Annotated in this window: 10 protein-coding genes; 2 read left to right on the top strand and 8 right to left on the bottom strand. The window is 63.8% G+C overall.

Going from position 1 to position 12,209, the window contains the following annotated elements:
- Positions 1 to 264: 264 nt before the first annotated feature.
- The 5 genes from NKI21_RS02775 to NKI21_RS02755 all read right to left on the bottom strand — a co-directional run bounded on the left by NKI21_RS02775 (position 265) and on the right by NKI21_RS02755 (position 6,403).
- A complete protein-coding gene (locus tag NKI21_RS02775) occupies positions 265 to 477 on the bottom strand; it encodes a DUF3329 domain-containing protein (protein ID WP_023810667.1) in 213 nt (70 codons plus the stop codon).
- Between the two features lie 58 nt (positions 478 to 535).
- Positions 536 to 1,453 (bottom strand): myo-inosose-2 dehydratase, encoded by a 918-nt coding sequence (gene iolE / locus NKI21_RS02770; protein ID WP_352864411.1) that lies wholly within the window; start codon positions 1,451 to 1,453, stop codon positions 536 to 538.
- Between the two features lie 141 nt (positions 1,454 to 1,594).
- On the bottom strand, positions 1,595 to 3,445 hold the full coding sequence (gene iolD / locus NKI21_RS02765) for a 3D-(3,5/4)-trihydroxycyclohexane-1,2-dione acylhydrolase (decyclizing) (RefSeq protein ID WP_352864408.1): 1,851 nt from the start codon (positions 3,443 to 3,445) through the stop codon (positions 1,595 to 1,597).
- Positions 3,446 to 3,480: 35 nt separating this feature from the next.
- Complete coding sequence (locus NKI21_RS02760; protein ID WP_352864404.1) at positions 3,481 to 5,415, bottom strand: bifunctional 5-dehydro-2-deoxygluconokinase/5-dehydro-2-deoxyphosphogluconate aldolase; 1,935 nt, start codon at positions 5,413 to 5,415, stop codon at positions 3,481 to 3,483.
- A gap of 142 nt (positions 5,416 to 5,557) precedes the next feature.
- The gene (locus NKI21_RS02755) at positions 5,558 to 6,403 is read right to left on the bottom strand and encodes a MurR/RpiR family transcriptional regulator (protein ID WP_164748924.1); all 846 of its coding nucleotides are present in this window, start codon (positions 6,401 to 6,403) and stop codon (positions 5,558 to 5,560) included.
- Positions 6,404 to 6,559: 156 nt separating this feature from the next.
- Here NKI21_RS02755 and NKI21_RS02750 point away from each other — a divergent pair, with 156 nt between their 5' ends.
- Positions 6,560 to 7,669 (top strand): Gfo/Idh/MocA family protein, encoded by a 1,110-nt coding sequence (locus NKI21_RS02750; RefSeq protein ID WP_352440533.1) that lies wholly within the window; start codon positions 6,560 to 6,562, stop codon positions 7,667 to 7,669.
- A gap of 377 nt (positions 7,670 to 8,046) precedes the next feature.
- Here NKI21_RS02750 and NKI21_RS02745 read toward each other — a convergent pair whose 3' ends face one another.
- The gene (locus tag NKI21_RS02745; protein WP_352440532.1) at positions 8,047 to 8,742 is read right to left on the bottom strand and encodes a helix-turn-helix transcriptional regulator; all 696 of its coding nucleotides are present in this window, start codon (positions 8,740 to 8,742) and stop codon (positions 8,047 to 8,049) included.
- Between the two features lie 129 nt (positions 8,743 to 8,871).
- Here NKI21_RS02745 and NKI21_RS02740 point away from each other — a divergent pair, with 129 nt between their 5' ends.
- The gene (locus NKI21_RS02740) at positions 8,872 to 9,507 is read left to right on the top strand and encodes a LysE family translocator (protein ID WP_352736556.1); all 636 of its coding nucleotides are present in this window, start codon (positions 8,872 to 8,874) and stop codon (positions 9,505 to 9,507) included.
- Positions 9,508 to 9,777: 270 nt separating this feature from the next.
- Here the strand turns inward: NKI21_RS02740 and NKI21_RS02735 are convergent, their stop codons facing one another.
- Positions 9,778 to 10,869 carry a 3-deoxy-7-phosphoheptulonate synthase gene (locus NKI21_RS02735; RefSeq protein WP_127384666.1) on the bottom strand — a complete coding sequence of 364 codons (1,092 nt, stop codon included), beginning with the start codon at positions 10,867 to 10,869 and terminating at the stop codon, positions 9,778 to 9,780.
- A gap of 519 nt (positions 10,870 to 11,388) precedes the next feature.
- Positions 11,389 to 12,183, bottom strand: coding sequence for an SDR family oxidoreductase (locus tag NKI21_RS02730; RefSeq protein ID WP_352440530.1), 795 nt, complete (start codon positions 12,181 to 12,183; stop codon positions 11,389 to 11,391).
- Between the last annotated feature and the right edge of the window lie 26 nt (positions 12,184 to 12,209).

The following is a 12,209-nucleotide window of genomic DNA, read 5'->3' as shown; positions in this document are numbered from 1 at the left end:
TGAAAGGACCATCGCAAACGTTCGGAAATTGGCCGGCGCCCTTCCAACTTCGTCATCCTAGGGCGAAGCTCCGTCGCGGAGACCCTAGGATCCATGCCGTTGCCTCGGCCGAAGGGCACAGCGGAGCGGAATCTGCACCGTCACACCAGCTTCAAAGTCATGGCATGGATTCTAGGGTCTGCGCCGCGTCGCTGCGCTCCTTGCTCCGCCCTAGGATGACGAAGTTAGAAGCACTGCAAGCCAATCGCCAACGCATGCGATCAGTCACTCCTTCGGTTCGGCCTCGGCCTTCGCCTCGTCGGCCGGCTTATAGAGATAAAAAAACTGCCAGACGGCGTAGCCGGCGAAGCCGAGCGCGATCATGCCCCAGAACGGCGTGCCGGTGGCGAACTCGATGATCGACCAGATGACGCAGACCGCGACGATGGCGACACGCCGCCACAAAGGCCGGAAGAAGGGGTGTTCGGAATCTTTCATCGGGCCAATCTACAGCAATCGGCCTCGCCGGGAACCCGTCGCACCAGCCATTGAGAAACTAGACATTTGGAAAGCCTTGCGTCTCGACCGTATAGCCGGCGGCGGTCATGACGCGCATCAATTCCTTGTAGCCAACCTGCGCCATCCTGAGTGGCGGGTTCTTCTTCGGGTCCTGCTCCGCCTCGACCACGAACCAGCCCTCATAGCCATGGTCGGCGAAGCGCTGCACGATGGCGCCGAAATCCAGCGAGCCGTCGCCCGGCACCGTGAAGGCGCCGAGCGCCACCGCGTCGAGGAAGGATTGCTTCGAGCGGTCGAGCCTGTCGATCACCTCCATGCGAACGTCCTTCACATGCACATGGCTGATGCGGGTGTGATGGTTGTCGATGGCACGCAGCACGTCGCCGCCGGCGAATGCCAGATGTCCGGCATCGAGCAGCAGCGGAATGCCGGCTCCGGAATAGCGCATGAAGGCATCGAGTTCCGGCTCGGTCTCGACCACCGCCGCCATGTGGTGATGATAGGACAGCGGCATGCCCTGTTCGGCGCACCATTCGCCAAATTCGGTCAGGCGCTTGGCGTAGGCCTTCATCTCGTCATCCGACAGCTTAGTTTTGGTGGCGAGCGGCTTCGAGCGGTCGCCCTGGATCGAGCGGCCGACCTCGCCATAGACGATGCAAGGCGCATTCACCGCCTTGAACAGGTCGATCATCGGCTGGATGCGATCCTTGTTGTCGGCCATCTCCCCATCGACCAGCGTGCCCGAGAACCAGCCGCCGCACAGCGTGATGTCGGCGGCCTTCAGGATCGGCAGCATGATTTCGGGGTCATTGGGAAAACGCCGGCCCATCTCCATGCCGGTGAAGCCGGCCGACCGTGATTGGCGCAGGCATTCTTCCAGCGACACGTCATCGCTGAGTTCCGCAAGATCGTCGTTCCACCACGCAATGGGGGACATGCCCAGTTTGGCTTTCAAGTAGTCACTCCGGTTCTTGTTCACCCTCCCCCTTGTGGGCAGGGTCGCTGCGAAGCAGCGGGGTGGGGGTGGCGCCGGACCCCCACCCGGACCTTCGGTCCGACCTCCCCACAAGGGGGAGGTAGGGGTGGCAGCGCCTTATCAATCGCCGACGGTCTGCATCTTGCGCTTCTCGTCATACGCCTTGCGCGCCGCGTTGACCTGCGGCCGCACAGACACTTCCGGCACCGCCACATCCCACCAGTGGCCGCCGGCATCCGTGGAAACCAGCGGGTCGGTGTCGATGATGAGCACCGTGGTGCGCGGATTCTTCTTGGCTTGTGCCAGCGCGTTTTCCAGCCCGGCGATCGACGGCACTTTCTCGGCGATCGCCCCCATGCTCGCCGCATGCGCGGCAAAGTCGATATCGGGCAGCACCTCGTGGCGCGAGTCCTTGAGGAGGTTGTTGAAGTTGGCGCCGCCGGTCGCCATCTGCAGCCGGTTGATGCAGCCATAGCCTCTGTTGTCGAGCAGCACGATGGTGAGCTTGAGGCCGAGCATCACCGAGGTGGCGATCTCCGAATTCATCATCAGGTAGGAGCCGTCGCCGATCATGACGACGATCTCCTCGCCCGGCTTCGCCATCTTGGCTCCGAGCCCGCCGGCAATCTCGTAGCCCATGGTCGAGAAGCCATATTCGCCATGATACGATCCGGGCGCGCCCGCCTGCCAAAGTTTGTGCAATTCGCCCGGCAGGCCGCCGGAGGCATTCAGCAGCGTCACACCGGAGCCCATGGCGCGCTGCACGGCGCCGATCACCTGCGCGTCGGACGGGTAGGCGGCATTGGTCGACGCCGTCACCTTGGCCGCCTCGGCCTGCCAGGCCTTCTTGCCGGTGGCCGCATTGTCGGTCCAGGTGGAAGGTGCCTTCCAGCCGTTCAGGGCAGCACCGAGTTCCGCCAGGCCCTCGGCCGCATCGGCCACCAATGGCAGCGCGCGGTGCTTGCCGGCGTCGAAGGGCTGCACGTTGAGCCCGATGATGGTCTTGCCGGAATTCTTGAACAGCGCCCACGAACCGGTGGTGAAATCCTGCAGGCGCGTGCCGATGGCGAGCACGACATCGGCTTCCTCAGCCAGCCGGTTGGCGGCAGAGGTGCCGGTGACGCCGACCGCCGCCATGTTGAGCGGATGATCGTCCGGCAGCGAGGATTTGCCGCCTTGCGTCTCGCAGACCGGGATGCCGGCGCCCTCGGCGAACTTGGCCAGTTCGTCCGAAGCCTGCGAATAGAGGACACCGCCGCCGGCGATGATCAACGGTTTTTTCGCACCCTTGAGCGCGCCGACTGCAGCGGCAAGCTCATGGCGGTCAGGGCGCGGCCGGCGCTGGTGCCAGACCCGCTCGGCAAAGAAACTCTCGGGATAATCACAGGCCTCGGCCTGGACGTCCTGGCACAGCGACAGCGTCACCGGCCCGCATTCGGCCGGATCGGTCAGCACTTGCATGGCGCGGCTGAGCGCAGGAATGATCTGCTCCGGCCGGGTGATGCGGTCGAAATAGCGCGAAACCGGACGGAAGCAGTCGTTGACCGTCGCCGTGCCGTCTGAGAAATCCTCGGCCTGCTGCAGCACCGGATCTGGGATGCGGTTGGCGAAGACGTCGCCCGGCAAAAACAGGACGGGCAACCTGTTTACATGGGCGAGCGCCGCCGCCGTCACCATGTTGAGCGCGCCGGGGCCGATCGAAGAGGTCGCGGCCATGAAGCGGCGGCGGAAATTGGCCTTGGCGTAGGCGATCGCCGCATGCGCCATCGCCTGTTCATTGTGGGCGCGGAAGGTCGGCAATTCGTCGCGCAGCTGATAGAGCGCCTCGCCGATGCCGGCGACATTGCCGTGGCCGAAGATCGCCCATACGCCGCCGAAGATGGGGACTTTGCTACCGTCGATCTCGGTCATCTGGCGCGACAGGAAGCGGGTCAGCGCCTGCGCCATCGTCAGGCGGATTGTCTTGCTCATGGTGGTTTCCTCCGCAGTCCTTGTGCCGGGCTTTCTTATGCCGCCTTACGGCCGCGCGCGGCAAGCCACGCATCCGTCAACTGTTCGAAGCGTGACGCCATGTCGGCGATCGCCTCGTCATCCGACATCTTGCCGGCCAGCCATTGTTCGGCCGCATGGACGAAGATGGTGCGGCCGACGGCAAAGCCCTTGACGATGGGTGCCTTGGCGGTGGCGGCGAAGGCCGCTTCCAACTCGTCCTGCGGCGCCTCCAGGCCAAGCAGCACGACGCCGCGGCACCACGGGTCGTGCTTCAGGATGACGGCCTCGATCTTCGCCCAGGCGCCGCTCGAGCCCTGCGGCTCGAGCTTCCACCAGTCCGGCTTGATGCCGAGCGCATAGAGTTCCTCCAACGCGCGCGGGATCGTCGTGTCGTCGAGCTTGCCATGCTTGCCGGCAATGATCTCGACCAGCAATTCGCGGCCGACCTTGCGCGCGGCTTCGAACAGCGCGCGCAGCTTCTGCTGCTGTTCGTCCTTCAGCGCCGCCGGATCGTCGGGATGGTAGAAGCACAGGCACTTGATGCAGTGATCGACCGGCCACTCCACCAGCTGCGAGCCGATGTCCTGCGAGAATTCGAAGCGCAGCGGCCGCGAACCCGGCAACTCCACCGGCCGCCCGAGCCAGGCGAAGGAATGCCTAGCGAATTCGAACATCGCCTTGCGGCCGTGTTTCTCGTCGATCAGCATACCGTAGCCGTCGCGGCCGGCGGCGACCTTCGCCGCGGCCTTGACCGCCAGCACCTTGAATTCTTCGATCCGCGCCGGATCGGCACCGGCCTTCGCCGCCACATCCTCTAGCTGGATGCGATGGTCGCAGGCGAGCGCCATCAGCGAGGCGACGTCACGCCGGCGCGTCGTCGCCCAATGGATGTGGTTGATCGCCTCGTCCTTGCGCAACGCCAGATGCTTGCTGCCGTGTTTGAGGAAGAACCGCAGTTCTTCGAAGGTCGGATATTCCGGCGCGCAGAGCAGCCGCGACACGGCGAAGGCGCCGCAGGCGTTGGCCCAGGTCGCCGCTGTCGCATGATCTTCGCCACCCAGCCAGCCGCGCAGGAAACCGGACATGAAGGCGTCGCCGGCGCCGAGCACATTGAATATCTCGATCGGAAATCCCTTGCCGACGACACCGTCCTCGAGATCGTCGCTGATCGGTCCGTCATAGACGATGCAGCCCATGGCGCCGCGCTTCAGGACGATGGTGGCGGACGACAGCGAGCGGATCGTCTTCAAGGCGCTCAGGCAATCGTCGGCGCCCGACGCGATCATGATCTCTTCCTCGGTACCGACGATGAGGTCGCAGTCGGGCAGCACCGTCTTCAACTGTGCCGAGACCCGGTCCGATTTCACATAGCGCTCGAACCCTTCGGCATGGCCGGCAAGGCCCCACAGGTTCGGCCGGTAGTCGATGTCGAACACCACCTTGCCGCCCTTGGCCTTCATGATGCGGATCGCCTTGCGCTGCGCGGCATCGCTGTTGGGCCTGGAAAAATGCGTGCCGGTGACGACGATCGAGCGCGCCGAGGCGATGAAGGCCTCGTCGATGTCTTCCGGCGCCAGCGCCATGTCGGCGCAGTCCGAGCGGTAGAAGATCATCGGCGAAACGCCTTCGTCCTCGACCGACAGCAGCACCAAAGCGGTCAGCCGCTCCTTGTCGGTCTTCAGGCCGTCGACATTGACGCCTTCACGCGTCAGCTGCTCGCGGATGAAGCGGCCCATCTGCTCGTCGCCGACGCGGGTGAGCAGCGCCGAGCGCAGGCCGAGCCTGGCGGTGCCGACAGAGATATTGGCCGGGCAACCGCCGACCGACTTGGCGAAGGAGGTGATGTCCTCCAGCCGCGAGCCGATCTGCTGCCCATAAAGGTCTACGGAAGCGCGACCGATGGTGATGACGTCGAGCGGCGCGTATTCAGCGTCCACGGCTTCGCTCATTGGAACCTCCCGTCGGCCTTGTTGTGTTGGGGTACACGCGCGAGCGGCAGCGTGGCGCCGGGAATATGAAATAATAATTCCAATCCATAGTCAATATGGAATGAGCGTTCCTTCAGCAAAAAGGTACCTTTTCGGCGGTGGATCAGGCCTTGCGCTTGCGGCCCGTGTCGCGTCGCTTCTCGCCGACGCCGACGGTCAGCGCCATGGCCAGCGCCATTGTCGCCGACAGCGAGCGGAAGCCGGCGAAATCGGCCTCGGCAACCTCGAACCAGACCTTGGCGAACTGGGCGAGCGGGGAAAACGAGCTGTCGGTGATGGCGACGATCGGCACGCCCTGTTCCGAAATGCTGCGCGCCTCCTCGATGGTGGCAGGCGCATAGGGCGAGAAGGAGATGGCGATGACGGCATCCGCCGGCGTCGCGAAGCCGATCATCTCGGCATTCAGCCCGGCCGCCGACTCGATCAGCTGGTTGCGGATCTTCAGCTTGCCCAGCGCATAGGCGATGTAGGACGCCACCGGATAGGAGCGGCGCTTGGCCAGCACATAGATGGTTTCCGCCTTTGCCAGCAGGGAAATAGCGTCTTCCAGATGCGCATCGTCCAGCGTGCGCGAAATGTCGTTGAGCGAGGTGCTGGCCGCGGCGACGAAGCCGTCGAAGATCGACCGATGGCCGGCGCCGCCCTCTGCCTTGGCGCGCAACGCCTGCAGCCTTTCGTCATAGGAGGAGTTGCGCTCGCGCAGCCGCTCGCGAAACACCTGCTGCAGGCTGGTGAAACCGTCGAAGCCAAGCTGCTGGGCAAATCGGATCAGGGTTGAAGGCTGCACGCCGGCCGAAGCGGCGATGCTGGCGGCGGTGCCGAAGGCGATGTCGTCGGGATTGTCGAGCGCATGGGCAGCGATCTGGGCGATGCGCTTCGGCAGGCTTTCGCGCCGCTCCAGGATGGTGGTGCGCAGCGTCTCGAAATCGCGAGGTACCCGTTCGTCCATCGTCGCTGTGTCCAAGCTCATGCGTGAAGCGTCCCTCTCTGCATCATCATAGCGAGCCTGCGCAAGAACGCCATAAAAAATGAGGCAGACATTCCATTTCGGATGAAAATGGACTAATTCATCCACGTAACGCTTCAGGCAGTGGAGAAACGGAAAATGGTCGGCGTCGGTCTCATCGGTACGGGTTTCATGGGCAAGTGTCACGCCATAGCATGGAGTGCCGTCAGCGCCGTCTTTCCCGACGTTGCCAAGCCACGGCTGGTCCATCTCGGCGAGGTCAATGAAGAGCTCGCCCGGCGCAAGGCGGGCGAGTTCGGTTTCGCCAAGGCGTCCGGCGACTGGCGTGCCGTAGTCAACGATCCCGAAGTCGATATCGTCTCGCTGACCACGCCCAACCAGTTCCATCCGGAAATGGCCATCGCCATCCTCGAAGCAGGCAAGCATCTGTGGTGCGAAAAGCCGATGGCGCCGAGCTTTGCCGAGGCCGAGGCGATGGCTGCGGCGGCGAGCAAGTCCGGCAAGGTCGCGGCGCTCGGCTACAACTACATCCAGAGCCCGGCCATCCGCCACATCGGCGCTTTGCTGGAAGAGAAGATCATCGGCGAGGTCAACCATCTGCGCATCGAGATGGACGAGGACTTCATGGCCGATCCCGAGGCGCTGTTCTTCTGGAAGCACGAGGCGGCCTCCGGTTATGGCGCGCTCGACGATTTCGCCGTGCATCCGCTGTCGCTGGTCTCAGCCCTGTTCGGCCGCGTCGCCAGCGTCATCTGCGACATGGCCAAACCCTATGCCGATCGCAAGCTGGCCAGCGGCGGCCGTCGCGTGGTCGAAACCTACGACATCGCCAGCGTGCTGATGCATCTGGAAAATGGCATTGCCGGCACGCTGCTGGTCAACCGCTCGGCCTGGGGCCGCAAGGGCCGCATCGCCATCCAGATCTTCGGCTCGAAGGGGTCGATCTTGTTCGACCAGGAGCGGATGAATGAAATCCAGCTCTATGTCACCGCCGATCGACCGACCGAGCAGGGCTACCGCACCATCCTGGTGGCGCCCCACCACAAGCCCTATGACCTCTTCGTGCCGGCGCCGGGCCATGGCCTCGGCTTCAACGATCTCAAGATCATCGAATGCCACGAATTGCTGACGCGGCTTGAAGGCAGGCCGGCGCGGCTCATCGAGTTTGCCGAAGGGCTGGAGATCGAGCGCACGGTTCACGCGATGGCGCGTTCGTTCGAGGAGAAGCGCTGGGTCGATGTGCGATAGAGCCATGTAGTTCGTCGAGACGGGGAAGGTTACCGACTCTCGGCAGACAAGATTTCACCATTCATTTGGTGACCCGTCGCAGACATTCGCGATTGGCCGACGCCTCCCTGACGCTTCGTCATCCTATGGCGGAGCAAGGAGCGAAGCGACGCGGCGCAGACCATAGGATCCATGCCGCGACTCCAACGCATCACAACGGTGCAGAATTCTGCTCCGCTGCATTCCTCGACAAAGGTCGCGGCATGGATCCCGGGGTCTGCGCCGCGTCGCTTCGCTCCTTGCTTCGCCCCAGGATGACGAAGCAACGGGCGTTTCGACCAATCCCCAAGGCGTGCGACCTGCCAAGGTAAGCACCACGCCAAGTATCTGCGGTCACCTCAGACGGCCGCAGCGTTCGTCTCCCAGCCGTTGACCCAGACCTGCCGCAAGCGGTCGCCTTCGCCCTTGAACCGCAGCCCCGTCGCCTGGCAATCCTCGATCCGGTCGCTGCGGAAATTGCGGATCGCCTGGCGCAGCTCGCACCAGGCGACGATGTTGGCGGTTTCGGCGTAGTAGATGAGCGCGATCGGGCGGATGAGGCGCTCGGAGGCGCGGCCCATTTCGTCTCGATAGGAGAGGTAGAGCTTCTCCTCGTCACGGATGGCGCGTCGCACCAGCGCCAGGTCGATCGCGCCGGTAGAAGGCGCGGCGAAACCCCAGGCATGCAGCGCATTGGCGTCGAATACCTGGCGCAAGGGTGATGGCACCGCGCCGGCGATCTTGGCGCTGACGCGCTTGGCCGCTTGCTTGAGCTCGCTGTCGCCCGTGCGCTCCAACAGCGCCAGCGACAAGACGATCGCCTCCATCTCCTCGATCGAGAACATCAGCGGCGGCAGGTCGAAGCCGGGGCGCAGGATGTAGCCGATGCCGCGTCCGCCCTCGATCGGCACGCGCATCGCCTGCAGCGCTGCGATGTCGCGATAGATCGAGCGCACCGTCACTTCCAGCCGCTCGGCAATCGTCGCCGCCGTCACCGGCTGCCGCGCCAGCCGCACGATCTGGATGATCTCGAACAGGCGTGACGCCTTGCGCATTTTTTCCCCCGGGCTGCGAGCCCAACTGACACAGCATTGTCAGTTGGGCTGATCTATAGGAGCGCCTATCGAATTGAAAATCAACAGGTTCCGCTGCGGTTTGGCGGAGCGAGGCGGCAGGCAACTGACATGGATTATGCGGAAAATCTCTGGCTTTTCTTTATCCTGCTGTTCGGCATCATCGCCGTTCCAGGCATGGACATGCTCTTCGTGCTCGCCAATGCACTGACCGGCGGACGCGACAGGGGTCTCGCCGCGACTGGCGGCATCATGGTCGGCGGCATGGTGCACACGCTGAACGGCGCCATCGGCGTCGGCCTGCTGATGCATTTCGTGCCGATCCTGTTCAAGCCGCTTCTGCTTGCCGGCGCCGCCTACATGGCCTTTATCGGCATCACGCTGATGCGCAGTTCCATCACTGTCGGTCAGGAGGGGCCTGCCGGCAGCCGTTCCGCATGGAAGGCCTTTCGCCAGGGTTTTGTGACCTGCCTGATCAACCCGAAGGCATACCTGTTCGTGCTTGCCGTCTATCCGCAGTTCCTGAAACCGGACTACGGTCCGATCTGGATGCAGGCGACGATCATGGGACTGCTGACCGTGGTGACGCAGGCTGCGATCTATGGCGGACTGGCGATCACGGCCGGCCGCAGCCGCAATCTTCTGATCGCCAATCCGAGGGCGACCATTTTTGCCGGCCGGGCGGCCGGACTGCTGCTCTTTGCCGTGTCGGTGTTCACGGCATGGGAGGGGTTAAGGGCGGCGTAGGGATTTCCTGCGAAGAGGACCCACCCCCCCACCCCCTAACCCCTCCCCACAAGGGGGAGGGGGACTCCAGTCGGCGCTGACAACGGCAAACTGCCGACGTTTTCAGGCGTCAAAGGTTCGAGTAGGAGTGCGCGGCAGCGTTCCCTCCCCCTTGTGGGGAGGGTTAGGGTGGGGGTCCTTCTTCGCAAGTATCCATATGCGATTGCCCTCCCTCTTGTGGGCGGGGTTAGGGGTGGGGGTCCGTGCCGGGCAAAGGCCGGCAATAGTGGCTCAAGCGGCTCCCTGCCGGTTGTCGATCATGGCGCGGCGTGCCGAGCGGCGCCACTCGACGGCGCCGGCAAGGCCGTGCAGCACGGTCTCGGTAGTCGCCCAGTCGATGCAGCCATCTGTGATGCTCTGGCCATAGACCAGCGGCTTGCCCGGCACCACGTCCTGGCGACCGGCGACGAGATTGCTCTCGATCATCAGGCCGATGATGCGCTCGTCGCCCGCCGCGACCTGGCCGGCGACATCGGCCGCGACCTTGGGCTGGTTCTCGGGCTTCTTGGCCGAATTGGCGTGGCTGACATCGATCATCAGCCTGGGCGCAACGCCGATACGAGCGAGTTCCACAGCGGCGGCTTCGACGCTCGCCGCATCATAGTTGGGCTGAACGCCGCCGCGCAGGATAACATGGCAATCCTCATTGCCCGTGGTCGTGGCGATGCCGCTGCGCCCGCCCTTGGTCACCGCCATGAAATGATGCGGCTGGGCGGCGGATTTCACCGCCTCGGCGGCTATGCGAAGATTGCCGTCGGTGCCGTTCTTGAAACCGACCGGGCAGGAGAGGCCCGAGGCGAGTTCGCGATGGATCTGGCTCTCGGTCGTGCGCGCGCCGATCGCGCCCCAGGCAACCAGGTCGGCAATGTATTGCGGCGTGGTCATGTCGAGGAACTCGGTCGCTGCCGGGAGGCCGAGATTGTTGACGGCCGACAGCACGTTGCGTGCCATCCGCAGCCCCTTGTCGATGTTGAAGCTGCCGTCGAGGTCGGGATCGTTGATCAGGCCTTTCCAGCCGACCGTCGTGCGCGGTTTCTCGAAATAGACCCGCATGACGATCTCCAGCCGGTCCGAGAGGCTCTCGCGCAGCGCTGCCAGGCGGCTGGCATAGTCGACGGCCGCGACCGGATCGTGGATCGAACACGGGCCGACAATGACGAGCAGCCGGTCGTCGGTGCCGTTCAAGATGGCATGGGTTGCGTTGCGAGACGCGCTGACGGTGCGCGTCGCGGTCAAAGTGCGCGGGATCTCCCGCATCACCTCGTCCGGCGTACTCAGTTCTCGGATTTCCTTGACCCGGAGGTCGTCTGTGGTGGTCAACACGGCTTTCTGCTCCTGTCGAGAGCATGATGCCGAAAAGTGTGAAGCGGTTTTCGGACGACATCATGCTCCTCTTTGATTTAGAGGGAACCTGCCGGCTGAAAACAAAAAAGCCGCCAGGTATGGCGGCTGTTCGGATCTTGTTGCTGCAATCTTCAGATCGAGCGCAATCCTCCCGCCGCCAGCGAGCTCCTAAAGTACCAATACGTGGCGGTCAGGTTGATCATGAGGCTCATATAGTCGAAGCGGAGGTGCTTGTCACGTGGGTGGTGGCAGCCAAATTCAGGATGGCCGAACCTTCGCGATTTCGTCATCCCAGGGCAAAGCAGGAGCGAAGCTCCGTCGCGGAGACCCTGGGATCCATGCCGGGACGTCAACCAAGAGTGCAGCGGAACAGAATTCTGCACCGTCGCGGCGCATTGGAGTCGCGGCATGGATCCTCGGGTCTGCGCCGCGTCGCTACGCTCCTTGCTCCGCCCGTGGATGACGAAGTGATGGGCGTTCCCGCTAGACTCGCCGATCCTATTCCGGCGAAGCCCCCGCAATGCTCTGGTCATAGTCGACCAGCGATCCGGTCATGACGCCCGACTGCGGGCTGACCATGTAGCTGATCAACCGTGCTAGCTGGTCCGGCTTCACCAACTGGCCCATCGGCTGCGCCGCTTCGGCCTTTGCCAGCCAGTCGTCCGGCGCATCGTGCCATTTCTTCTGCACGATGTCCTCGCCCTCTGTGTCCATCCAGCCGGGCAGCACCGCGTTGCAGCGGATGCGGTTGTGGCGATAGGCATTGGCGACGTTCTTGGTCAGCGTCATCAGCGCCCCCTTGCTGGTCGAATAGGGCGTCAGGAACGACTGGCCGGTATGCGCCGACATCGACAGCACGTTGACGATCGAGCCTGGTGCCTTCTTTTCCAGGAGATGCCCCACCACGCCTTGCATCAGGAAAAACGGCCCGCGCACATTGGTGTCGAAGATGGTGTCGAACAGCTCTTCGCTGGTTTCGACCAGCGAACCGCGCGCCGATGTCGCGGCGGCGTTGACCAGCGCGTTGATGGCGCCGAAATGCGAGATCGCGCTGGCAACGGCGCGCTTGCAGTCGGCCACTTTAGAGACGTCGGCGCTGATGAAGATCGCGTCGACGCCCGCTTTCTTGAAATGGGCGACTGCCTTGTCGCCCTTTTCCTGCGAGCGGCCGATGAGCGCCAGCGCCCGGCAGCCCTCGTCGGCCAGCGCCTCGGCGACGGCAAAGCCGATGCCCTGGGCGCCACCGGTGACGATGGCGCGCGTCTGTGAATTGCGATCGGCTGATACGCTCATCGCTGTGCTCCTGTGGTTTCTTTCCA

The organism is Mesorhizobium sp. M0715, assembly GCF_040320355.1.
Lineage (GTDB): Bacteria > Pseudomonadota > Alphaproteobacteria > Rhizobiales > Rhizobiaceae > Mesorhizobium.
This window is presented reverse-complemented; position numbering and strand designations above follow the sequence as displayed.

Bases quoted from the DNA above. Each gene is read 5' to 3' on its own strand.
- iolD (WP_352864408.1), bottom strand. From the start codon at position 3,445: ATGAGCAAGACAATCCGCCTGACGATGGCGCAGGCGCTGACCCGCTTC.
- NKI21_RS02755 (WP_164748924.1), bottom strand. From the start codon at position 6,403: ATGGACGAACGGGTACCTCGCGATTTCGAGACGCTGCGCACCACCATC.
- NKI21_RS02775 (WP_023810667.1), bottom strand. From the start codon at position 477: ATGAAAGATTCCGAACACCCCTTCTTCCGGCCTTTGTGGCGGCGTGTC.
- NKI21_RS02730 (WP_352440530.1), bottom strand. From the start codon at position 12,183: ATGAGCGTATCAGCCGATCGCAATTCACAGACGCGCGCCATCGTCACC.
- NKI21_RS02740 (WP_352736556.1), top strand. From the start codon at position 8,872: ATGGATTATGCGGAAAATCTCTGGCTTTTCTTTATCCTGCTGTTCGGC.
- NKI21_RS02745 (WP_352440532.1), bottom strand. From the start codon at position 8,742: ATGCGCAAGGCGTCACGCCTGTTCGAGATCATCCAGATCGTGCGGCTG.
- NKI21_RS02750 (WP_352440533.1), top strand. From the start codon at position 6,560: ATGGTCGGCGTCGGTCTCATCGGTACGGGTTTCATGGGCAAGTGTCAC.
- NKI21_RS02760 (WP_352864404.1), bottom strand. From the start codon at position 5,415: ATGAGCGAAGCCGTGGACGCTGAATACGCGCCGCTCGACGTCATCACC.